Raw genomic sequence first — 24,205 nt, forward strand, 5'->3', positions numbered from 1 at the left:
ATCTGCATGCCATGCGGCAGCAATCAGAACACGGTACCCAGTTGGAACTGGAACTTCTGCGTCTTGTCGCCGTCTTTTTTCTTTAACGCATTACCCAGGCTGAATTTCAAGGGCCCAACCGGGGAACTCCAGGAGAAAGCCAACCCCGCACTGTAACGCAAATCCGAAGCCTGAACCTTTTCGTCGGCCCCCCAGACGTTGCCCACGTCGGCAAACAGCGACAGACGCATGGACTTGTCTTTGCTGGAACCCGGCATCGGGAAGTAATACTCGGCATTGCCGATCACGCGGCGGTTACCGCCCAGCGCCCGGACATAACCCGACGAATCCGTGTAGTGCGGCCCCAGCGTGCTCTGCTGATAGCCGCGCACCGAGCCAATACCACCCGCGTAGAAATTCTTGTAGAACGGCAATTCCTTGCCATCGTAACCATGGGCATAGCCAACATCGCCGTTCAACATCAACGCGTAGCCGCCGCCAAACGGAATCCAGTATTGATGCTGGTAGTTGGCGCGGATATAACGCATGTCGAAGGCCGGCGTGGCGATCTCAACCGATGCACGCTGATAAACACCTGACGTCGGGTACACGAAGCTGTCGCGGCGGTCACGGGACCAGCCGATGGTTGCCAGCAGACTCTTGGCCGTATCACCGAAGGTATTCACGAAGCCCACGTAGGGCGACGGACTGGAATCGTAGACCTTGATCGAGGTCTGATCGACGGCCAGGCCGAAATTGATCCGGTCGTCCTCGGCAATCGGATAGCCAAAGCGGATTCCCGCACCAATGGACGAGCTCTTGTACGTTGCCACCGACAACGAGGTCGGGTCCACATTGCGCTGGTAGAGATCCCAGCCGATGCTGACGCCGTCAATCGTCCAGTAGGGATTGGTGAAGGACAGGGCAATGGTTTTGTTGATGCGACCGGTATTTACCTGCAGCGTCATCGCATTACCCGTGCCGAACAGGTTCTGCTGGGAAATCGACGCGGACAGGATCACCTTTTCGGAACTGGAGAAGCCCGCACCCAGCATCAGGTTGCCTGTGGCCCGTTCCTTGACCGTGAAATTCGCATCGACTTGGTCGGTCGAGCCGGGCACGGCCGGGGTCTCAACCGTCACTTCGTCGAAATAGCCCAGCCGGTCCAGGCGTACCTTGGAACGATTGAGGGCGTCGCCGTCATACCATGCGCCTTCCATCTGGCGCATTTCACGCCGGATCACTTCGTCCCGCGTCCGGGCATTACCGGCAAAATTGATCTTGCGCACATAGACCCGTCGACCGGGATCGACGAACACGGTGAAAGCCACCGTGCGATTGGCCTTGTCCACCTCAGGCGCCGCATTCACGTTGGCAAACGCGTAGCCGGCATTGCCGAGACGGTCACTGATCGCCTTGGTCGTCGCAGTGACGTTGTCCCGCACGAAGGTGTCACTGGCCTTGAGCTTGACCAGTTTCTGCAGCTCTTCCTCGGGCACCACCATGTTCCCCGCCAGCTTGACGTCGGAAACGGTGTATTTCTCACCTTCGGTGATGCTCAAGGTGATGTAGATGTCTTTCTTGTCCGGCGTGATGGACACCTGGGTCGAATCGACCGAGAAGTCCAGATAGCCGCGATTCAGATAGTACGAGCGCAGCGTCTCGATGTCGGCAGACAGCTTTTGCTTGGAATACTGGTCGCTCTTCGAGTACCAAGTCATCCAGCCCGGCGTCGTCAAGGAGAACAGCTCCAGCAGTTCCTTCTCCTTGAACACCTGGTTACCGATGATGCTGATCTGACGGATCTTGGCGGCGTCGCCCTCGACGACATTGAAATTCACACCGACCCGGTTTCTTTCCAGCGGCGTGACGGTCGTCGTGATCTGCACGCCGTACAGACCCTTGGAAAGGTACTGGCGCTTGAGTTCCTGCTCGGCGCGTTCGAGTACCGCACGGTCAAAAATACGCGACTCGGCAAGACCGACTTCCTTGAGCCCCTTCTTCAGCGCGTCCTTGTCGAACTCCTTGATGCCGACAAAATCGACCTGCGCGATGGCCGGACGTTCGTCGAGTACGACAACGATCACATCGTTATCCACCTCGATCCGGACATCTTTGAAGAAACCCGTTGCGAATAGCGCCTTGATGGCCTGGGAGGCCTTTTCATCCGAGAAGCGCTCGCCGACCTTGACCGGCAGGTAACTGAAAACAGTACCGGCCTCGGTCCGCTGAATCCCTTCAACGCGAATGTCTTTGACTACGAATGGCTCGAAGGCCAAGGCGGGCGATGCCACAAAAAGTGTGGCGATCAGCCCAGGAAGAAGCTTGGATTTCATCCGATTTCAGCTAGCAACAAGGCGGTTGATGTCGTTGTAGAAGGCAAAAGCCATTAGCGCCGCCAGCAGAGCCATTCCAATCTGCTGACCGATTTCCATAACCCGCTCGGAAACCGGGCCGCCCTTGATGATCTCGATCACATAATACAACAAGTGCCCACCATCGAGCACCGGAACGGGCAGCAGGTTCAGCACACCAAGACTGATGCTGATCAGGGCCAGAAACTTGATGTAATGGGCCCAACCCATTTTTGCCGACTGACCGGCAAAATCGGCAATCGTCACGGGCCCACTCAAATTCTTGACGGAAACTTCGCCGACGATCATGCGCCCCAGCACAGACACGCTCAAGGCAGCGGTATCCCAGGTCTGAGCCACGCTTTTGACGAAGGCATCGACGAAATCGTACTGGACGATGGTGAACATCAAATCCCGGCGGATGTCCGCATCGGCGACCGCAACACCGATCCTCCCTATGGTCCGCCCCTTTTCCTCTACGGATGTCGGCACCACCTTCGAAACGAGTGGCACGTTGTCGCGCAAGACCTCCACCTCGAGCTCAGCGCCCGGGGCATCGCGGACAATCTCGACCAGATCACTCCAGCCGCCGATCTTCTTGCTCCCGATGCGCAATACCTTGTCACCGCTTTTCAGACCGGCCCGCTCGGCCGCACCGCCACTGCTCAGGGCACCGAGCACTGCAGGAACATTCGGACGATAGAGGCGGAGTCCGAGCTGCGCGCTGATGTCCTGCTCGCCCTGATCCACACTCACACCGGCCAGTTCGAGCGGCCGGAATGCGATCTCATCCCTGGGATTGATTGTCTCCACCGTGACGGTGCGCCGCTCAAAAGCGTGCTGAAGCAATTGCCAGCGGAACTCCTGCCAGGTCGCCACAGGGTGCCCATCCACGGAGCGCACCAGTTCGCCATCGGAGAAGCCCGAACGCTCGGCAGCACTGGCAGCAATCGGCGTACCGAGACGCGGCCGCAACTCCTCTACGCCGCCGGAATACAACCCCCAGTACAAGATGATCGCCAGCGCAAAGTTCGCCAGCGGCCCGGCAGCAACGATGGCGATGCGGCGCCAGACTGTCTGCCGGTTGAACGCCCGATGCAGCTCCTCCTCGGCAACCGGCGCTTCGCGCTCGTCGAGCATCTTCACATAGCCGCCCAGCGGAAACACGGACAGCGCCCATTCGGTGCCATCCTTTCCTGCCCGCCAGACAAACAAGGGTCTGCCGAAGCCAAGGGAAAAGCGCAGCACCTTCACACCGCACACACGGGCAACGATGTAATGCCCGAATTCGTGCACTACGATCAGAATGCCGAGCGCCAGCGCAAAAGGAATCAGGTAGTCCAGCAGACTCATATTCGTCAGCACGAGGCCCGCCCAACGAAACGGGCGGCGTATTCGCGGGCCTGACGGTCCGCCTCGAGAACCCCATCCAGGGAGTCCGCGTCCCTGGGCTCGATGGCATCGAGCGTCGCCGCGATGACTCCGGCGATACGTTCGAACCCCAGCTTCCCGTCGAGAAAGCTCGCCACGGCGACCTCGTTGGCAGCGTTCAGCACCGCCGGAGCGACACCGCCCTCACGAAGCACCCTGTACGCATGACCCAGACACGGGAAACGCTGAAAATCCGGCCGTTGAAAATCGAGACGACCGATCTCGAACAGGTCCAGCGGCTTCACCCCTGCATCGATTCTCTCCGGATAGGCCATGGCGTGGGCAATGGGCGTGCGCATATCCGGATTGCCCAGCTGGGCCAGCACCGAACCGTCCGCATACGCCACCAGGGAATGAATCACGCTCTGGGGATGGATCACGACCTCGATGCGATCAGCCGACGCACCAAACAGCCAGTGGGCCTCGATGACTTCGAGTCCCTTGTTCATCATCGTCGCGGAATCGACGGAAATCTTGCGCCCCATCACCCAGTTCGGGTGAGCACACGCCATGTCCGGCGTCACCGCAGGGAGTTCGTCGATGGGCTTGTTCAGGAAAGGACCGCCGGATGCAGTCAGCAGGATACGGGTCACGCCACTGCCATCAAGGCCACGCTCGAACCCCACGGGGAGGCCCTGAAAGATCGCATTGTGCTCGCTGTCGATGGGTAGCAACGTTGCGCCACCTGCGGCAACCTCTTGCATAAAAAGAGCCCCGGACATCACCAGGGCTTCCTTGTTGGCCAGCAGAATTCGCTTTCCGCTGCGCGCCGCGGCGAGTGTCGGCGGCAAGCCGGCTGCGCCGACGATGGCCGCCATGACCATATCGACCTCGGGAGCAGACGCCACTTCGACGAGCGCCTTGCTGCCGGACAACACCTCGGTACAGCACCCTTCACGCTCGAGCATGACCTGTAACAGTGCTGCATCGTCGGCGCTCGCCACGACCGCATAGGCAGGACGATGCACAAGACACTGGGCCAGCAGCTTGTCCACCTGCCGATGAGCCGTCAATGCAAAGACACCGTAACGATCCGGATGGCGCCCGACAACGTCCAGCGTACTAACGCCGATGGAGCCCGTAGCCCCCAGCACGGTAATGAGCTTTTTCCCTTGAATCATGTCTTATCGTGCCATCCAGAGGGCAATCAGCGCGACGACCGGCAAGGTAGACGTCAGGCTGTCGATCCGGTCGAGAACGCCTCCATGCCCAGGCAGCAAGCTTCCGCTGTCTTTCACGCCAGCCTGACGCTTGACAAGCGACTCGAACAAATCACCGATGATGCTGAGCGCCGTAAAACCCACCAGCAGCAAGGCCACCCACAACAGACCTGCGCCCTTGACGGATCCCCAGTACGAGATGCAAGCGACGCCATACAGCGTGACCGCGATCACCGCACCATACGCCCCCTCCCAGCTCTTGCCGGGACTGATAGACGGCGCCAGCTTGCGCTTGCCAAAAGCCCGTCCAGAGAAATAGGCCGCAATATCGGCAATCCAGACCGCAGCCATGACTCCGAGCAACAGCCAAGGACTGAGAAGACGGAGATGTGCGATGGCCAGACTGGGCGGCAACAAAAGTACCGAACCTATCAACGGCGCGGCAGCACTTTCAGGCAGACGCCACTTGGCCCTCAGCCAGAAGGGTACGCACAACAACCAGAAAATTGCACCGACAATGTAGACCGGCTCCAATGCAAACGGGGCGATCGCCGCCTCCTTGTGCAAACCGGCAACAAGCCCCATTGCGAGACACAAAGCCCCCAGCAACAGCGCGTACAAGCGCCTCGTCACCGTCGAAAACCCGAGCATCGACGCCCATTCGGTCGCCGCAAGCGCGCAGATCAGAGAGGAAAATGCGAGCCAACCGACAGGTGGCAACAGGAACAGCGCCGACAGCAACCCCGCAAGCAGGACGAGCGCGGTAATGACCCGCGCTTTAAGCATGACCGGAAACGGAGGAGTCTGGCTCGCCGGACACGAGCTGCTCACTGGTGCGCCCAAAGCGGCGCTCACGCTGCTGATACGACAGAATTGCCTCGTCCAGCGCAGCCTCCCCGAATTCAGGCCAAAGCTTGTCGGTGAAATAGAGTTCGGAGTACGCGAGTTGCCACAGCATGAAATTGCTGATGCGCTGCTCACCGCCTGTGCGTATGAAGAGATCCGGCTCAGGACAGAAACTCAGCGCGAGATGCGAGGCAAGATCGTCTTCCGAGAACCCGCTGGTGACACCAGGCGAGGAGGCCAACATCTTATCGACAGCCTGCATGACATCCCAACGTCCGCCGTAGTTGGCGCAGATTGTCAGATTCATGCCAGTGTTGGCCGCCGTGAGCGCTTCCGAGTCACGGATCAGATCGACCAGCGGCTTGTCAAAGCCAGCCAGATCACCCACAACGCGCAGACGCATGTTGTTGCGATGGATACGCTCGATTTCCAGCTTGAGCGACTTCACGAACAACTGCATCAAGAAGGAAACTTCATCCTTCGGACGACGCCAGTTTTCCGAACTGAATGCAAAAACCGTCAGGTACTCGACCCCCCGGTCAAGGCAGGTTCGAATCACCTCACGAAGGGCATCGACACCTTTGGCATGACCGGCAACCCGCGGCATCAGGCGCTTGCGCGCCCAACGCCCATTGCCGTCCATGATGATGGCGATATGCCGCGGAATCTTCGCAGCCTCGGGTACGCCCCGCGTGGAGCTGAGAAAAGGCAATCGCACCATGATCTGTCCGTCTGAAGGAGAGCGGAAAAAATCCGACCGCGAGGGTCAGATCTGCATCAGTTCTTGTTCTTTCTGAGCAAGAAGCTTGTCAATTTCGACAATCGCCTTATCGGTCAGCTTCTGGACATCATCCTGTGCGCGACGCTCATCATCTTCCGAGATCGTCTTCGCCTTGACGGCATCCTTGAGCGACGCATTGGCATCACGGCGCAGATTGCGTACGGCAACCTTTGCACCTTCGCCCTCATGCTTAACGACCTTGATCAACTCCTTGCGACGCTCTTCAGTGAGAGCGGGCATCGGCACGCGGATGACCTCTCCCTGCGACGCCGGGTTCAGACCAAGATCGCAATCACGGATTGCCTTTTCCACCTTGCCAACCATGGGCTTCTCCCACGGCTGGACACCGATCGTACGGGCATCGATCAACGTGACATTGGCGACCTGGTTGATCGGCACAGGGTTGCCATAATATTCCACCATCACATGATCCAGAATCCCCACGTGCGCCCGACCGGTACGCACCTTGGCGAGATCTTGCTTGAGCGCCTCGATGGACTTCTGCATCTTGAGCTCGGTAGTTTTCTTCAGCTCTGGAATCATCACTTTTTCCTCAGCAATAAACCAGCGTACCTTCATCTTCGCCGAGAACGACACGCTTCAGAGCGCCGCTCTTGAAAAGGCTGAAGACATTGATCGGCAAACGCTGGTCACGGCACAACGCGAACGCAGTCGCATCCATCACTGCCAGATTGCGCGCAATTGCTTCATCGAACGAAATCTTGTGAAAGCGGGTCGCAGAAGGATCCTTCTTGGGATCGGCCGTGTAGATTCCATCAACCTTGGTGGCCTTGAGGACGATATCCGCACCGATCTCGGAGCCACGCAACGCGGCGGCCGTATCGGTAGTAAAGAACGGATTGCCAGTACCGGCACCAAAGATGACCACCCGCCCCTCTTCGAGGTAGCGGATTGCCTTTCCGCGGATATACGGCTCGACCACCTGGTCGATCCTCAGCGCGGATTGAACTCGGGCATTGACCCCGGCGGCGCGGAAGGCGTCGCCGAGGGCCATTGCGTTCATGACGGTGGCCAGCATCCCCATGTAGTCGGCGGTCGCGCGATCCATACCGGTCGCAGCGCCCGCCATTCCACGGAAGATGTTCCCGCCGCCAATCACAATCCCGACCTCGACGCCGATACGTGTGACTTCAACCACATCACTGACGATCCGGGTCACCACCTCCTGGTTGATGCCATAAGCATCATCACCCATCAGGGCCTCGCCGGACAGCTTGAGGAGAATGCGTTTGTAAGCGGGCTGACTCATCGTCTTGTCACCTCTTTTACTTCTGGGCAGCAGCGGCCTGGGCGGCCACTTCAGCTGCGAAGTCGGTAACCTTCTTCTCGATGCCTTCACCCACGATGTAGAGGGTGAAGCCGGCGACGGAAGCGCCCTTGGCCTTCAGCAACTGGCTGACGGTCTGCTTGCCATCCTCGGCCTTCACAAAGACCTGATCCAGCAGCGTGACGTCCTTCAGGAACTTCTGCACGGTACCTTCGGCGATCTTCTCCAGCATCGCTTCCGGCTTGCCGGCTTCGCGCGCCTTTTCGATGGCGATGCGGCGCTCGACATCCAGCAGTTCGGCGGGCACGCCGGATGAATCCAGGGACTTCGGCTTGGACGCGGCGATGTGCATCGCCAGATCCTTGGCCAGAGCCTCGTCACCACCGACGAGGTCGATCAGCACGCCGATCTTGGAACCACCGTGGATGTAGTTGGCCACAGCGCCCTTCGCCTCGATACGGGAGAAACGACGGATGGTGATGTTCTCGCCGATCTTGCCGATCAGTGCCTTGCGAACTTCCTCAACGGACTGACCACCCAGATCCAGAGCAGACAGCGCATCGACGTCCGCCGGGCTCTTGCTGGCGACCAGATCGGCCACGCTCTTCGCGAACCCCAGGAAATCGTCGTTCTTGGCGACGAAATCGGTCTCACAGTTCACTTCGACGATGGCGCCGAGCTTGGCGTCAGCGGAGATAGAAACGCCAACGATACCTTCTGCAGTCACGCGGGCAGCAGCCTTGGAGGCCTTGTTGCCCAGCTTGACGCGCAGGATCTCTTCAGCCTTGCCCATATCACCAGCGGCTTCAGCCAGGGCCTTCTTGCACTCCATCATCGGCGCGTCGGTCTTCTCGCGCAGTTCCTTGACCATGCTTGCGGTAATTTCCGCCATGCTTGCTCCTAATAACTATTTGATCGGATTCGACGGAAATCAGGCCTGCTCTTCGGCGCCGTCTTCCACTTCGACGAACTCGTCGGAGCCGGCAGCAACGATTTCCTGGATCACCTGGTTCTTGCCTTCGAGGACCGCATCGGCAACGCCACGGGCGTACAGACGGATCGCACGGGACGAGTCGTCGTTACCCGGGATCACGAAGTCAACGCCTTCGGGGGTGTGATTGGTATCGACAACAGCCACGACCGGAATGCCCAGCTTGTTGGCTTCGGTGATCGCAATCTTGTGATAGCCGACGTCAATCACGAACAGGGCGTCCGGCAGGCCGCCCAAATCCTTGATGCCGCCAAGGCTCTTCTGCAGCTTCTCGAGTTCGCGGGAGGCCAGCAGGGCTTCCTTCTTGGACAGACGCTCGACGGAGCCGTCTTCGACCATGGCTTCCATGTCCTTGAGGCGCTTGATGGAAACCTTGACGGTCTTGAAGTTGGTCAGCATGCCGCCCAGCCAGCGCTCGTCAACGTAAGGCATGCCAGCACGACGGGCTTCTTCAGCAACGATTTCGCGGGCCTGGCGCTTGGTACCGACGAACAGGATGTTGCCGCGATTGGAAGCCAGCTTGCGCACGAAATCCATGGCCTCGTTGTACTTGACGAGGGTCTTCTCGAGGTTGACGATGTGGATCTTGTTGCGCTGACCGAAGATGAACGGAGCCATCTTCGGATTCCAGAAACGGGTTTGGTGGCCAAAGTGAACGCCCGCTTCGAGCATTTGACGCATGGTGACAGACATTTCTTACTCCAATACTGAGGTTTAACCGCCGCCCAACCTGCCGTGCAGCCTTTCTGCAAAACGGCTCCGCTTTGAATCCATTACAAGGATTCACAAACCCCAAAGGGTCAGGCGTGTGAATTTTGCCCGGCATCCAGCCAGACAAGCCTCCGAGTATATCAGCATTTGCAGACCCCTCTCAAGACCGCCCCTCTCGAGCCGCCCATGCGGGCCCACGCGTTGCCCGCAGGGTCTGCTTGAGCTAGCCTAATAGGCTCAAAACCCAACAAAGCATGCCTCCATGAGCGTCTCCATAAAAACGCCCGAAGAAATCGAAAAGATGCGCATCGCGGGCCGCCTGGGCTCGGAAGTCCTCGACTTCATCACGCCCTTCGTCAAGCCTGGCATCACCACCGCGGAACTCGACAAGCGGTGCCATGACTACATGGTAGATGTCCAAGGTTGCATTCCTGCACCGCTCAACTATTGCCCGCCCGGCTACAAGCCCTACCCCAAGTCCATCTGCACGTCGATCAACCATCAGGTCTGCCATGGGATTCCAAGCGACAAGGCCCTCAAGAAGGGGGACATCGTCAATCTGGACATCACCGTCATCAAGGACGGCTACCACGGCGACACCAGCCGCATGTTCATCGTCGGCGATGCGGGCATCCTGGCCAAGCGGCTGTGCAATATTACATACGAATGCCTGTGGCTCGGCATCGCCCAGGTGAAGCCCGGTGCCCATCTCGGGGATATTGGTCATGCCATCCAGGTGCACGCGGAGAAAAACGGCTTCTCCATCGTTCGTGAGTTCTGCGGACACGGCATCGGCGCCAACTTCCACGAAGACCCGCAGGTCTTGCACTACGGCAAGCCGGGCACAGGGTTGGAACTGAAGCCCGGCATGATCTTCACCATCGAGCCGATGATCAACGCCGGCAAGGCGGCAATCTCCGAACTCCCCGATGGATGGACCATTGTCACCCGCGATCGCAGCCTGTCTGCACAGTGGGAGCACATGGTGCTTGTCACCGAGACGGGCGTTGAAGTCCTGACCCTTTCGGCCGGCTCGCCGCCGCGCCCGGACATCGTCGCCAACCTCCAGCCCTGAGCGCCAGCCAGAACATGCCCGAGACCGCCTCCATCATCCCCCCCGAAGCCGCCAGAGAATTCATAGCCCGCTACAAGAGCCGCCTCAAGACCGGGGGCGAAGCACTGCGCGCGGCTTACGAGGCCCGGCCGCTGACGGACCCGATCCTCAAGGGCCGCTCACATCTGGTCGATGGCGTACTGCTGGACCTGTGGAAGGACTTCGGACTGCCCGCTTCGGCGACCCTGGTCGCCGTCGGCGGCTATGGGCGGGAAGAACTTTTCCCCTGTTCGGACGTGGATCTGCTGTTCCTGCTCAAAGACCAGCCCGACGAGGACTTGCAGGATCGCCTGACCCAGATGATCGGCCTCTTGTGGGACGTCGGCCTGGATATCGGCCATAGCGTACGGACCGAGGAGGAGTGCCTCGAAGAGGCCGCACTCGACGTGACGGTCATGACCAATCTGCTGGAAGCCCGCTTCCTGTGCGGCAACCGACCGCTTTACGAACAGTTCGAGCAGCAGCTGAGGGAACGACTCAACCCCGGCCAGTTCTTCAAGGCCAAACGCCTGGAACAGGAGCAGCGCTACACGCGCCACAACGAAACGCCCTACTCCCTGGAGCCGAACTGCAAGGAAAGCCCGGGGGGACTACGCGACCTGCAGCTGATCGGCTGGGTCAGCCGTGCGGCCGGCTTCGGAACCCACTGGCGCGATCTGGCCCGGCACGGCCTGATTACCGACGAGGAAGCCACCGAGCTGCGCGAAGTCGAGCGTTTCCTGCAGCACACGCGGATCCGCCTGCACCACATAACAAGCCGCCGCGAAGACCGCTTGCTGTTCGACCACCAGGACAAGCTCGCCCGCCAGTTCGGCTACGAATCCAATGACGTGCGCCGGGCCTCTGAAGTGTTCATGCAGGAGTACTACCGAACGGCCAAGAAGGTCACCCAGCTCAATACCATCCTGCTGCTGAATTTCGGCGTCGAGTTCTTCCCCAACCGCTTCCCCGCCGCCATCAACATCAACGAGCGCTTCCAGTGCGTGCGCGAACTCCTCGACGTGCGTGACGAGGGCGTCTTCGATCGGCATCCAAGCGCCCTTCTGGAGTGCTTCCTGCTGCTCGAACAGCGCTCGGAGCTGAAGGGCATGACCGCCCGTACGCTGCGCGCCCTGTGGCGCGGGCGCAAACTGATCAATGCCGAGTTCCGTCAGAACCCGGCCAACAAGGCGCTGTTCCTGCGCCTGCTTCAGCAAAAGCGCGGCGTCGTGCACGAACTGCGGCGCATGAACCAGTACGGCATCCTGAGCTTTTATCTGCCTGCCTGGCGGCGCATCGTCGGCCAGATGCAGCACGATCTCTTCCACGTCTACACCGTAGACCAGCACATCCTGCAGGTCCTGCGCAACGTACGCCGTTTCGTGGTGGCGGAACATGCCCACGAGTATCCGCTGCTGACACGCCTGTGCACCAGCTTCGAGAAGCCCTGGCTGATCTACATCGCCGCGCTGTTCCACGACATCGCCAAAGGCCGCGGTGGCGACCACTCCAAGCTTGGCATGAAGGACGCCCGGGACTTCTGCGAATCCCACGGCCTGGAAGCTGCGGACACCGATCTGGTGGAGTGGCTGGTCGAACACCACCTGTCGATGTCCAATGTCGCGCAGAAACAGGATCTGTCCGATCTGGACGTCATCCGCCGCTTCGCCGCGCTAGTCAGGAATGAGCGCAACCTGACCGCACTCTACATCCTGACCCACGCCGACATCCGTGGCACCAGCCCCAAGGTCTGGAACGGCTGGAAGGGCAAGCTGCTCGAGGACCTGTTCTTCACCACCCAGCGCCTGCTCCGTGGCGCCACGCCACAACAGGCCCTGGGAACGCCGATTCGCCAGGACGACGCCCGCAACCTGCTGCGCTACTACGGCCTGCGCCCGGGCACCGAGGATGCGCTGTGGGACCAGCTCGACACGGTGTACTTCCTGCGCCACGACCCGGAAGAAATCGCCTGGCACGCACGCATGCTGTACTACCGCGTGGAAGCCGGCGAACCGGTCGTCAAGGCTCGCCTCAGCCATGTAGGCGAAGGCCTGCAGGTCATGGTTTACATGCAGGACCAGCGCGACCTGTTCGTGCGCCTGTGCGGCTTCTTCGCGCGCCTCGGCTTCACGATTGCCGATGCCAAGATCCACACCACCCGCCATGGCTATGCACTGGACAGCTTCGTGCTGCTCGACCCGGGCCAGGAAGAAGTGCACTACCGCGACCTGATCAACCTGCTGGAACACGATCTCACCGAACGCCTGCACACCAATGCGCCGGTGGATCAGCCTGCCAACGGCCGCCTGTCGCGGGAAGTCAAGCACTTCCCGATTACGCCGGAAGTAAGCATCCGCCCGGACGAGCGCGGCCAGCACTTCATCATGTCAGTCACCGCCGCCGATCGCCCCGGACTGCTGTTCGGCGTCGCCGAAACGCTGGCCCACTACAGCATCAACCTGCACACTGCAAAGATCGCCACGCTGGGCGAGCGGGTGGAGGATACCTTCCTGATCAGCGGCCCGGGCCTGACCCAGGACGCCCAAGTGCTGAAGATCGAATCGGACCTGCTGGAAAAACTGGCCGTCTGACCTGGTACGCGGCCGGCGCTCAGTCGTCGGCCGCCACCGAACCATCCGGAAACAGTACATCGGTAAATCCGAAGCGGGAAAAATCGCGCACCCGCATCGGATACAGGATGCCGTCCAGGTGATCGCACTCATGCTGCACCACACGGGCGTGAAATCCGCTCGCCAGCCGGTCAATGAGCTCACCACGCTCGTCGAACCCGGTATAACGCAACTGCGTCCAGCGCGACACCCAGCCCCGAAGGCCCGGGACGGACAGACAGCCCTCCCAGCCGCCCTCCTCGTCTTCGCCGACGGGAGTGAGCACTGGGTTGATCAGCACCGTGTCCGGCACGGCCGATGCGTCCGGATAACGTGGACTGAGGCCACCACCGAAGATCACCACCCGCAAGTCAACACCGATCTGAGGCGCGGCAATGCCCGCCCCGCTCATGTGACGCATGGTGTCACGCAGATCGGCAATCAAGGCTGCAAGCTCAGGCGTACCGAAAGCCTCGACCGGCCTCGACACCCTCAGCAGGCGCGGATCGCCCATGCGGAGAACGTCGCGAATCATGCTTCGCAGATATGGTCGAGAACCTGCCTTACCCGCCGCATGGCTTCACGCAGCACCACGTCGATGCTGTCAAAGCAGATGCCATTGGCGCTGCTGGCACGGCCGGCCGCGAAATTGGCCACCACATTGATCGCCGCGTAGGGAATGCCGAGCTCACGGGCCAGCGCCGCTTCGGGCATGCCGGTCATGCCCACCACGTCGGCACCGTCGCGCTCCAGACGGTTGATCTCCGCGGCCGTTTCGAGACGCGGCCCCTGGGTTGCCGCATAGACGGCGCCATCCACAATGGTTTCCGACGCAGCGGCCGCTGCGGCAAGAATCCGCCGGCGCAGTGCGGCATCGTACGGCTCGGTGAAATCGATATGTACGACCGGCTCGTCCGAGCTGTCGTGGAACGTGCTCTTGCGACCCCAGGTGTAATCGATGATCTGATCGGGAACAATCAGCGTGCCCGGACACAGGTCGGCCCGGATACCTCCCACGGAAGCCACCGAAATGATCGCGTCGGCCTTGGCCTGATGAAGCGCCCACAGGTTGGCCTGGTAGTTCACCCGATGGGGAGGAATGGTGTGGCCGTAACCGTGACGCGCCAGGAACACCACCGGACGACCGCACAGACGCCCGAAGGTAAGCGCCCCGGAAGGTTCGCCGTAAGGCGTCCGCACCACCTCCCTGCGAATCAGGTCCAGGCTTGCCAATTGGGTCAATCCACTACCGCCAATAATCGCCAGCATCTCCGGCCACTCCTCGAAAATCCGTCTTGGCCCGGCATCTTAGCACGCCCCCGCCCGTCGCCTTCCGATGCTGCGTCGCGCAAGACATGCTAAAATACCGGTTTATTCAAGCACTTCCGGTATCCCTCCACATGTCCCGCGCCATTCGCAACATCGCCATCATCGCCCACGTCGACCACGGCAAGACAACTCTCGTCGACCAGCTCCTGCGCCAATCCGGCACCTTCCGCGACAACCAGCAGGTCAGTGAGCGGATCATGGACTCGGGGGACATCGAAAAGGAACGGGGCATCACCATCCTGTCGAAGAACTGTGCGATCCAGTACGGCGACACCCACATCAACATCGTCGACACCCCGGGACACGCCGACTTCGGCGGTGAAGTGGAACGTGTGCTGTCGATGGTCGACAGCGTGCTGCTGCTCGTAGACTCCGTCGAAGGCCCGATGCCGCAGACCCGCTTCGTGACCCGCAAGGCCCTGGCCCTGGGTCTCAAGCCGATCGTCGTGATCAACAAGATCGACCGTCCGGGCGCCCGCCCCGACTGGGTCATCAACCACACCTTCGACCTGTTCGACAAGCTCGGCGCCACCGACGAACAGCTCGACTTCCCGATCATCTACGCCTCCGGCCTCAACGGCTTCGCGATGGAAAACCTCGAGGACGAGCGCACGGACATGCGCCCGCTGTTCGAAGCCATCCTCAAGCACGTTCCGGCCCCCGAAGTGGACGCTGATGGCCCGCTGCAGATGCAGGTCTGCTCCCTCGACTACTCCACCTACATGGGCCAGATCGGCATCGGCCGCATCAAGCGTGGCCGCATCAAGCCCAACCAGGAAGTCGTCGTGATGTACGGCGACGAGAACCGCGGCAAGGGCAAGGTTTCCCAGATCCTGACCTTCAAGGGCCTGGAGCGCTCCCCCGCCGAAGTTGCCGAGGCCGGCGACATCGTGCTGGTGGCCGGCATCCAGCAGGTCAACATCGGCGTCACCCTGTGCGATCCGGACTGTCTGGAAGGCATGACCCCGATTGCCGTGGATGAACCCACCCTGACCATGAACTTCATGGTCAATAGCTCCCCGCTGGCCGGCCGTGAAGGCAAGTTCGTCACCAGCCGCCAGATCCGTGAGCGCCTCGAGAAGGAACTGCTCAAGAACGTCGCCCTGCGCGTGAACTTCACCAGCGACTCCGACACCTTCGAAGTGGCCGGCCGGGGTGAGCTGCACCTGACCATCCTCCTGGAGAACATGCGCCGCGAAGGCTACGAGCTGGCCGTGGGTCGCCCCCGCGTGGTGTTCAAGGATATCGACGGCGTCAAGTGCGAGCCGTACGAAATGCTCACCGTCGACGTGGAAGAAGACCACCAGGGCGGTGTGATGGAAGAACTCGGCCGTCGTCGCGGCGAGCTGCAGGATATGGCACCGGATGGCAAGGGTCGCGTGCGCCTCGAGTACCGCATTCCTGCCCGTGGCCTTATCGGCTTCCAGGGTGAATTCCTGACCATGACCCGCGGAACCGGCCTTGCCAGCCATGTGTTTGACGACTATAGCCCGATGGCCGGTGCCATGGCCGAGCGCCGCAACGGCGTGCTGATCTCCCAGAACGACGGTGAAGCCGTAGCCTACGCCCTGTGGAACCTGCAGGATCGCGGCCGCATGTTCGTGAGCCCGGGCGATGCCCTGTACGAAGGCATGATCATCGGTATCCACACCCGCGACAACGACCTGGTGGTAAACCCGATCAAGGGCAAGCAGTTGACCAACGTGCGTGCTTCCGGCACCGACGAAGCCGTCCGTCTGATCAACCCGATCCAGCTGACCCTCGAATCCGCCATCGAATTCATCGCCGATGACGAAATCGTGGAAATCACGCCGAAGTCCATCCGCCTGCGCAAGCGCTTCCTGAAGGAACACGATCGTAAGCGCGCTGCTCGCGACGACGCGTAAGCACGCCCCACGTTGCCGGCCCCCGTGCCGGCAACGCAATGAAAAAGCGCGGCTCATCGAGCCGCGCTTTTTCATTGCTGACGTCCGTGCTGCTCTACGGGCTCAGGCGTCCCGCGATGCCAGGAAAGCCGCAAACTCCGCTCCCACTTCCGGGTGACGCAGACCCAGCTCCACGGTGGCCTGCAGGTAGCCCAGCTTGGAGCCGCAATCGTAACGGACACCCTTGAACTGATAAGCGAGCACCGCCTCCTCCTGCAGCAGGGACGCAATCGCGTCCGTCAGCTGCAGTTCGCCGCCGGCGCCCGGCTTGAGCTGGCGCAGATGGTCGAAAATCCGGCCGGTGAGGATGTAGCGGCCGATCACCGCTTGCGTGGACGGCGCTTCTTCGGGCTTCGGCTTTTCGACGATGCCGGTGACGCGCTGGAGCTCGCCGCTATCCCGCTCGGTACTGACGATACCGTACTGGCGGGTCTGCTCCGGCGCCACGTTCATCACCCCCAGCACGGAGCAGCGATGGTAGTTGTAGACATCGGTCATCTGCTTGAGCACCGGCGTCTGGCCCCGGGCATCGAGCAGATCGTCGGCGAGCAGCACCGCAAACGGCTCCTCGCCAACCACCGGCGCAGCACACAGCACCGCGTGCCCCAGACCCAGCGCTTCAGCCTGGCGGATGTAGATGCAATTGACGTGGGACGGCACGGTGTCCCGGACGATCTTCAGCAACTCGGTCTTGCCGCGCATCTCCAGCTCGGTCTCGAGCTCGTAGGCCTTGTCGAAATGATCCTCGATGGCCCGCTTGGAGCGGCCAGTGATGAACACCAGATCGGTCACCCCGGCCGCCACGGCCTCTTCAACCGCATACTGGATCAGTGGCTTGTCCACGATCGGCATCATTTCCTTCGGACTGGCTTTGGTCGCAGGCAGGAAGCGGCTCCCCAGACCCGCGACAGGAAACACCGCCTTCGTCACTTTCTTCATCGTCCCTTATTCCCTGAATAATTGGCCCTGGTCGCCCGGCTGTTCCGGTTCGACCGATGCGAGCAAGGCACGCAGCGCGTCCTCGTCCAGGATTATGACACCGAGTTGTTGCGCCTTTTCGAGCTTGCTGCCCGCATCGGCCCCGGCCACCACGTAACTGGTCTTCTTGGAGACGGAACCGCTGACCTTACCGCCCGCGGCCTCGATCATCGCGGCGGCTTCATCGCGCCGCAAACTCGGCAGCGTGCCGGTCAGCACGAAGGTCTTGCCGGCCAGACCACCTTCGGTCGGACGACTCGGCGCTGGCTCTGTCTCCGGCCAGCGCATCTCCCGGCGCAGCGCGGCGATGACATCCCGGTTGTGCGCTTCGGCAAAGAACTCGGCGATGCAGCGCGCCACCACCGGCCCCACGTCCGGCACCACCAGCAGCGCGGCCTCGTCGGCGGCCAGCAGGGCCTCGATTCCGCCGAAATGGCGGGCCAGGTCCTTGGCGGTGGTTTCACCGACATTGCGGATGCCCAGCGCGAAGATGAAGCGCGCCAGCGTGGTCTCCCGGCTGGCATCTATGGCCTGCATCAGGTTGGCGGCCGACTTCTCGCCCATCCGCTCCAGCCCGGCCAGCACCTCGGCATTCACCCGGCTGGCGTCGTAGAGATCCGCCGGCGTCTTGACGATGCCGGCCTCGACCAGCTGATTGACGATCTGCTCGCCGAGCCCGTCGATATCCACCGCCCGCCGGCCCGCGAAGTGCAGCAGCGCCTGCTTGCACTGGGCCGGGCAGAACAGGCCACCGGTGCACCGCGCCACCGCCTCGTCCTCGCCGCGCACCACGTGGGAGCCACATTCCGGGCACGTCGGGTAGGACTTGAGCAGGTCAAAGCGCTCCAGCTCACCTTCGCGCCGTTCGACGATCGGGCCGACGACTTCCGGGATCACGTCGCCGGCGCGGCGCACGATGACCCAGTCGCCGAGGCGCACATCCTTGCGGTCGATCTCACCCTGGTTGTGCAGCGTGGCGTTGGTGACCGTCACCCCGCCGACAAACACCGGTTCCAGTCGCGCCACCGGCGTCAGGGCTCCGGTCCGCCCCACCTGCACGTCGATGCCGATGAGGCGTGTCGCCACTTCCTGGGCCGGGTACTTGTGGGCCACCGCCCAGCGCGGCTCGCGGGACACGAAGCCCAGCTCCAGCTGGCGGGCGATGCTGTCCACCTTGTAAACCACGCCGTCGATGTCGAAGGGCAGACGCTCGCGCTGTGCCGCCATCTCGGTGTGGAAACGGGCCAGCGCCTCCGGCCCCTCGACGCGAGCCCTATGCTCGCAGACCGGCAGGCCGAAGGCCGCCAGCGCATCGAGCACGCCGCTGTGGGTGTCAGGCTGCGCCCAGCCCTGCACGTCGCCGAGGCCATAGGCGAAGAAGGACAGCGGCCGCTGCGCTGTAATGCTCGGGTCGAGCTGGCGCAGGCTACCCGCCGCGGCATTGCGTGGATTAACGAAGATCTTTTGCTCCGCAGCTTCCTGGCGGGCATTGAAACGCTCGAATTCGTCGCGCCGCATGTAGATCTCGCCGCGCACCTCCAGCACCGGAGGTGCATCGCCCTTGAGGCGCAGCGGAATCTGGCGGACAGTGCGTACGTTGCGCGTCACGTCCTCGCCGGTGCTGCCATCGCCGCGCGTCGCGGCCTGGACCAGCACGCCATTTTCGTAGCGCAGGCTGATCGCCAAGCCGTCGAATTTGAGCTCCGCCGCATAGGCGACAGGCGCAGCCTGCTCGTCCAAGCCCAGCGCCCGGCGCACGCGTTGATCGAAATTGAGCGCCCCCTGGTCGGTGGTGTCCGTCTCGGTACGGATCGACAGCATCGGCACCACATGGGCCACCGGTGCCAGCTCGGACGACGGCTGGCCGCCGACGCGCTGGGTCGGCGAGTCCGGCGTCAGCAGCTCCGGGTGCGCTGCTTCGAGGTCCTGCAGCTCGCGGAACAGGCGGTCGTACTCGGCGTCCGGCACGGTGGGCGCATCGAGCACGTAATAAGCATGTTCATGGCGTTCCAGCTCGGCGCGCAGCGCCGCCGCCCGGGCACGGGTTTCCTGACTGACAGTCATCCGGACCTCGCTCAGGAAAACAGGCGCTGGGCCAGCGGTGAGCCCGGGGCGATATCGCACTCGGCCATCTGCCCCTGGAACTGTTCGATCTGGGCCCGGATCAGGCCCATCGCCTTCTCGCCGAAGGGCGAGCGGTTGTCATCGACGACCGCACCATTGAGGGCCTCGGCCAATTGCTGGGCAAAGCTCATCATGCGTTCGAAAACCCGAACTCCGTCAGCCACCCGCGGCACGTCGAGCATCAGTGTCACGCCCTGGGTGCTCAGGCTGCGCATTTCCTCAGCCGCAAACAGCACCGGCTCCAGGTTGCTCAGCACGAACTGGCTGTTGCCCAGCTCGTCACGGGCATGGAAACAGCCGTCGCCGAGCAGTTCGAGACCGGCGGCTTCCGCCAGGCCACGCAGCTTGGTTCCGGCAAAAGCCTGGGAACGGGCCACCACATTGACACCGATCTGGATGTCCACGCCGGCGCAGAAGCGATCCAGCTCAGCCGCCCGCGTCAGCGCTTCGGTGCGGGCCGGTAGGGACGGGATGGCCATGAAGATGTCGCACATGCGCTGCAGGCTGTCGGAAAGATGCACCAGGTCGCCCTCGCTCGCCGGCCCGCGCCGGTCTACCAGTTGCAGCGCCGCGCAAACCCAGTGATAGGTGCCGGCGCTATGGGCGCTCACCTGCTCCCAGCGGTTACCGGAATCGGAAAAACCGAACCAGCGTACCGGCTTGGCAATATCGCCGCACTGCTGCGTTGCCACCTGCCACAGGCGCGCCGCCACCAGCGGTTCGATGGACTCGATGCGGATCACCCAGTCGGCCCGCTCATCCACCTCTGGCGGCAACAAGGGCGGCACCCGCCGCGCGCTGGCGTCCTTGACGGACTGGGCGCTCGGCGCCGTGCGCACCTGCTCGGCACTGATGACCGGCTCGACGCGCTCGGCCCCGGTTCCCGTCGGCAACTCGCTGAGCACAGGCTCCTGTACGGTGGGGTTGGCCTGCTCGATCTGCTTGCGGTGCTTGCGTTCCTGCCACTTGTTGAACGCGAAGATGCCGACCACCACGGCGCCACCGGCACCGACCAGACCTATCTGCAATTCACTGATTGCCATCGATTTCCCTTGTATTCCGGATTACGCCGCAGCCGTTTCGGCCAGGCGCAGCGCTTCCTCGATATCCACTTCCACCACCCGAGACACACCTTGCTCCTGCATCGTGACACCCACCAGCTGCTGCGCGATTTCCATCGTGATCTTGCTGTGGCTGATGAAGACGAACTGGGTCTGCGACGACATGCGCTTGACCATCTGGCAGTAACGCTCGGTGTTCGAATCGTCGAGTGGCGCGTCGACCTCATCCAACATACAGAACGGCGCCGGATTGAGCTGGAACATGGAAAACACCAGCGCAATCGCCGTCAAGGCCTTTTCGCCGCCCGAAAGCAGCTGGATGGAACTGTTCTTCTTGCCCGGCGGCTGGGCGACGATCGTGATCCCCGCATCGAGGATCTCGTCGCCGGTCAGCACCAGACGGGCCTCGCCCCCACCAAAGAGCATCGGGAACAGGCTGCCGAAATGGCGATTCACCGTATTGTACGTCTCCTGGAGTTGCTCCCGTGTTTCCCGGTCGATACGGCGGATTGCATCCTCCAGGGTTTCGATGGCACCGAGCAAGTCCTCGGTCTGCACATCCAGATAATTTTTACGTTCTGCCGCCGCCTTCAACTCGTCCAGTGCCGCCAGGTTGACCGGGCCCAACTCAGTGATTTCCCGGCCGAGGCGGGCCACCTCCCGCTGCAACGTACCTTCCTTCAAATCGGGCATCAGCAGCGGCAGCAATGCGGCCTCGTCAGCCTGAGCTTCTTCCAGCCGCGCTGCGTGCTGGGCTTCGGCGATTTCCGCTGCCTGCACGCGCAAGCGCAGGTCTGCAACCCGTTCCCGCTGAGGCGCCGCGCCATGCTCCGTGCGCTGGCGTTCCTCCTCCAGCGCACGCAGGCGTCCGTTGGCGTCCTCGAGGATGTTGCGACTTTCCGCCAGCGCGAATTCCCGCGCCGAACGTAGGGCCACGGCTTCCTGCAGGGCCGTAGCTACCGAGACCTCGTCGATCTCCATCAGCGTCTCGCGCCGCTCGGCCAGTTCGTCGGCGATGCGTTCGAGCTGCTCGGCGGCCAGCGCCCGGTTGCGGGCAATGTCCTCGAGCTTGCTGGCACATTCGCGCTCGGAATGGCGCGCTTCCTGCAGTTCACGCGACAGCGCCTGCTCCAGCGCGCGGGTTTCGCGCAAGGCTCTTTCCCGCTCTTGCCGTACGGCTTCCGCCGCATCCAGACGGCCCCGCTGCAGCTCGGCCATTTCCCGACTGCGCTCCAGCTCGGTCTCGGCGCGCATCAGGCGGTCCTGCTCGGCCTGCTCGCTGTGGGCGATCTCACCGAGATCGCGGTCGATCTGGCCGCAGCGTTCCTCATAGCGCAGGCGCGCCTGGTTGAGCTTGAGCACCTCCACCTGCTCGGCATGGACGCGAGCCTGCAGCGCCTGCGCCTCGCGCCGTAGCTGGGTCAGGGAGTCCTGCAGGCGGGTCGCCTGCTCCTCCGCCTCCCCCACGCCGGCGTGGGCCAGGGACGCCTCCTCCTGAGCCGCATCGACTTCCGCCGCCAGCTGGTCGATTTCCCTCTGGCGTTCGATCACACCATGGGTGCGGGAATCCGGCACGTAGTGGCTGAGGATGCAGGCATCCAGCTGATGCCCTTCCTGCGTCAGCAGCCGCAGGCCTTGCAGCTCCGCGCGCCGGCCCAGCCACGGCCCGAGATCGCCTACCACGAAGACCTGGGCGAGCCAGCTGGCGAGCAGGGGCAACAACTCGTCGTCCGCCTGCACGAGGGACAGGAGCGGGCGGGTCCCGTCCAGCACCTCCCGTGACGTGGCCGGCTCCGGTGCGGAATCAGCGAGCAGAAAGGCGACGGCGCCCGGCACGCGGTCGGCCAACGCCGCCAGCGCAGCTCGGCCGTCGGACGCCGGCAGGGCAGCCAGGCGCTCGCGCAATACCGCCTCCAGCGCCAGCTCCCAGCCGGCTTCGACACGGATGCGCTGCCACAAGGGCTTGAGCGCCTCCAGACCATGGCGCTTCAGCCAGTCACCCAGTTGCCCCTGGGCCTGCACCTTGTTCTGCAACTGGACCAGGGCTTCACGCCGCGCCCGCAACTCGGTCGCCCGGCGCTGGGCCTGACGCTCCGCCTCCAATGCCTGCTTGAGGGCCTGCTGGGTGGCCGGCAGGCTGGCCTGCAGATCGGCGATCTCACCCTGGTGACGGGCCAGGGTGTCCTCGGCCTCCTCCAGTGCCGCCTCTCTTTCGGCCACTGCACGCAGGTCCGGCGCCTGCACGGAGGCCTGCTCCTGCTGCAGGCGCGCCCGGCGCTGGGTCAGGGTTTCAAGGGTCCGTTCGCTGCTGACCCGGTGCGCTTCTTCGACACGGATCTGCTGCTCGGCCTGGTTGAGTTCGCGCCGCACCGCGGATGCCGTGGCATCGGCGGTGCGCTGGGCCTCCTCGGCCTCCGGCAAACGCTCCTCGACTTCCGCATGCCGCGCCTCGGCCTGTTCGGCGCGCAGGCTGGCGTTCTCGAGCAGGCTCTGCCAGCGCTCGGCGTCGGCGCCCAGGTTCTCCTGCTGGCTGCGCCACTGGGCGTCGTCCCGCTCCAGCTGGGCCAGGCGGCTTTCCAGCAGGCGCCGGCTGTCGCGCAGCCGCGCCAGCTCGCCTTCAAGGCGGGTCAGTTCGGAGCTCACGGTGAACAGCGCGCTCTGGGCCAGCTGCACGCCCTCATTGGCGGACATCTGACTGTCTCGTGCGGCTTCGAGCTGGGCTTCCAGTTCCTGCAGGCGGGTCGAATCGGCTTCGATGCGGCGGGTGGCGTCGGCCAGCTCCTCGGTCAGGCGCGTCCGTTCGGCGCGCGCCTCGTTGCGCTTGAGTAGCCACAACAGGTTCTGGCGCTCCGACAGGCTGGTATTCAACCGGTGGTATTTCTCGGCCACCGCGGCCTGGGCCTCCAGCCGGCCGAGCTGCTGGCCGAGCTCGTTGCGGATGTCGTCCAGGCGGGCCAGGTTGTCACGGGCATCGGCCAGGCGACCTTCGGTCTCCTTGCGGCGCTCCCGGTACTTGGTGACGCCGGCGGCCTCTTCGAGAAAGCCCCGCACCTCTTCCGGGCGGGCCTCGATGATGCGCGAGATCATCCCCTGCTCGATGATCGCGTAGGCCCGCGGCCCCAGGCCGGTGCCCAGGAACAGGTCGATCACGTCCTTGCGGCGGACCTGCACGCCATTGATGAAATAGGTCGATTCACCGCTGCGGTCAAGGACCCGCTTCACCGCCACTTCGGCATAGGGCTTCCACTGGCCGGCGGCGCGCCCCTCTGCGTTGTCGAAGACCAGCTCCACGCTGGCCCGCGACACCGGCTTGCGGGTCGTCGAGCCATTGAAGATGACGTCTTGCATCGACCCGCCGCGCAGCGCCGAGGCCCGCGACTCGCCGAGCACCCAGCGAACCGCGTCGATGATGTTCGACTTGCCGCACCCGTTCGGCCCGACGACGCCCACCAGGTTGCCCGGGGTGAGCACGGTCGTCGGGTCGACGAAGGTCTTGAAACCGGCAAGCTTGAGTTTGGCGAGGCGCACGGGATTCCAGAAAACAA

General features: G+C 62.7%; 18 protein-coding genes. 3 read left to right on the plus strand and 15 right to left on the minus strand.

From position 1 onward, the window contains the following. Positions 1-23: 23 nt before the first annotated feature. From bamA to rpsB, 9 genes are read right to left on the minus strand one after another with little or no spacing between them, the layout of a single operon-like run. Positions 24-2,315 carry an outer membrane protein assembly factor BamA gene (gene bamA, locus B4920_RS04910; protein ID WP_079433503.1) on the minus strand — a complete coding sequence of 764 codons (2,292 nt, stop codon included), beginning with the start codon at positions 2,313-2,315 and terminating at the stop codon, positions 24-26. Between the two features lie 6 nt (positions 2,316-2,321). Next, complete coding sequence (gene rseP / locus B4920_RS04915) at positions 2,322-3,686, minus strand: RIP metalloprotease RseP (protein WP_079433504.1); 1,365 nt, start codon at positions 3,684-3,686, stop codon at positions 2,322-2,324. A gap of 5 nt (positions 3,687-3,691) precedes the next feature. Next, positions 3,692-4,885 carry a 1-deoxy-D-xylulose-5-phosphate reductoisomerase gene (ispC, locus tag B4920_RS04920; RefSeq protein WP_079433505.1) on the minus strand — a complete coding sequence of 398 codons (1,194 nt, stop codon included), beginning with the start codon at positions 4,883-4,885 and terminating at the stop codon, positions 3,692-3,694. Positions 4,886-4,888: 3 nt separating this feature from the next. Then, positions 4,889-5,710: a phosphatidate cytidylyltransferase gene (locus tag B4920_RS04925; RefSeq protein ID WP_079433506.1), complete on the minus strand. Its 822-nt coding sequence runs from the start codon at positions 5,708-5,710 to the stop codon at positions 4,889-4,891. Beyond that, positions 5,703-6,491: a polyprenyl diphosphate synthase gene (gene uppS, locus B4920_RS04930; protein ID WP_079433507.1), complete on the minus strand. Its 789-nt coding sequence runs from the start codon at positions 6,489-6,491 to the stop codon at positions 5,703-5,705. The genes B4920_RS04925 and uppS overlap by 8 nt, the downstream gene beginning before the upstream one ends. A 45-nt stretch (positions 6,492-6,536) precedes the next feature. After that, the gene (gene frr / locus B4920_RS04935) at positions 6,537-7,094 is read right to left on the minus strand and encodes a ribosome recycling factor (RefSeq protein ID WP_079433508.1); all 558 of its coding nucleotides are present in this window, start codon (positions 7,092-7,094) and stop codon (positions 6,537-6,539) included. A 10-nt stretch (positions 7,095-7,104) separates the two neighbouring features. Further along, positions 7,105-7,821, minus strand: a complete 717-nt coding sequence (gene pyrH, locus B4920_RS04940; RefSeq protein WP_079433509.1) for a UMP kinase — start codon at positions 7,819-7,821, stop codon at positions 7,105-7,107. Positions 7,822-7,837: 16 nt separating this feature from the next. Next, on the minus strand, positions 7,838-8,731 hold the full coding sequence (gene tsf, locus B4920_RS04945) for a translation elongation factor Ts (protein ID WP_079433510.1): 894 nt from the start codon (positions 8,729-8,731) through the stop codon (positions 7,838-7,840). Between the two features lie 39 nt (positions 8,732-8,770). Beyond that, complete coding sequence (rpsB, locus tag B4920_RS04950) at positions 8,771-9,523, minus strand: 30S ribosomal protein S2 (protein ID WP_079433511.1); 753 nt, start codon at positions 9,521-9,523, stop codon at positions 8,771-8,773. Positions 9,524-9,803: 280 nt separating this feature from the next. On the opposite strand from rpsB, the gene map reads away from it, so the two are divergent. Both map and B4920_RS04960 read left to right on the plus strand, forming a co-directional pair. Continuing rightward, entirely contained in the window at positions 9,804-10,616 is an 813-nt protein-coding gene (gene map, locus B4920_RS04955; RefSeq protein ID WP_079433512.1) for a type I methionyl aminopeptidase, read from the plus strand. A gap of 14 nt (positions 10,617-10,630) precedes the next feature. Then, positions 10,631-13,225, plus strand: a complete 2,595-nt coding sequence (locus tag B4920_RS04960; RefSeq protein ID WP_079433513.1) for a [protein-PII] uridylyltransferase — start codon at positions 10,631-10,633, stop codon at positions 13,223-13,225. A gap of 19 nt (positions 13,226-13,244) precedes the next feature. Here B4920_RS04960 and B4920_RS04965 read toward each other — a convergent pair whose 3' ends face one another. Together B4920_RS04965 and B4920_RS04970 are read right to left on the minus strand one after the other, a co-directional pair. Beyond that, positions 13,245-13,778 carry a peptide deformylase gene (locus tag B4920_RS04965; RefSeq protein ID WP_079433514.1) on the minus strand — a complete coding sequence of 178 codons (534 nt, stop codon included), beginning with the start codon at positions 13,776-13,778 and terminating at the stop codon, positions 13,245-13,247. After that, entirely contained in the window at positions 13,775-14,512 is a 738-nt protein-coding gene (locus B4920_RS04970) for an S-methyl-5'-thioinosine phosphorylase (protein WP_079433515.1), read from the minus strand. The genes B4920_RS04965 and B4920_RS04970 overlap by 4 nt, the downstream gene beginning before the upstream one ends. A gap of 131 nt (positions 14,513-14,643) precedes the next feature. On the opposite strand from B4920_RS04970, the gene typA reads away from it, so the two are divergent. Continuing rightward, positions 14,644-16,458, plus strand: a complete 1,815-nt coding sequence (typA, locus tag B4920_RS04975) for a translational GTPase TypA (RefSeq protein WP_079433516.1) — start codon at positions 14,644-14,646, stop codon at positions 16,456-16,458. Between the two features lie 102 nt (positions 16,459-16,560). Here the strand turns inward: typA and galU are convergent, their stop codons facing one another. From galU to smc, 4 genes are read right to left on the minus strand one after another with little or no spacing between them, the layout of a single operon-like run. Next, the gene (gene galU, locus B4920_RS04980) at positions 16,561-17,436 is read right to left on the minus strand and encodes a UTP--glucose-1-phosphate uridylyltransferase GalU (RefSeq protein ID WP_079433517.1); all 876 of its coding nucleotides are present in this window, start codon (positions 17,434-17,436) and stop codon (positions 16,561-16,563) included. Positions 17,437-17,442: 6 nt separating this feature from the next. Next, entirely contained in the window at positions 17,443-19,539 is a 2,097-nt protein-coding gene (gene ligA, locus B4920_RS04985; protein WP_079433518.1) for an NAD-dependent DNA ligase LigA, read from the minus strand. An 11-nt stretch (positions 19,540-19,550) separates the two neighbouring features. Next, positions 19,551-20,642, minus strand: a complete 1,092-nt coding sequence (locus tag B4920_RS04990) for a cell division protein ZipA C-terminal FtsZ-binding domain-containing protein (protein WP_079433519.1) — start codon at positions 20,640-20,642, stop codon at positions 19,551-19,553. A 21-nt stretch (positions 20,643-20,663) separates the two neighbouring features. After that, positions 20,664-24,188, minus strand: coding sequence for a chromosome segregation protein SMC (gene smc, locus B4920_RS04995; protein WP_079433520.1), 3,525 nt, complete (start codon positions 24,186-24,188; stop codon positions 20,664-20,666). Between the last annotated feature and the right edge of the window lie 17 nt (positions 24,189-24,205).

The organism is Zoogloea sp. LCSB751 (assembly GCF_002028455.1).
Taxonomy (GTDB): domain Bacteria; phylum Pseudomonadota; class Gammaproteobacteria; order Burkholderiales; family Rhodocyclaceae; genus Zoogloea.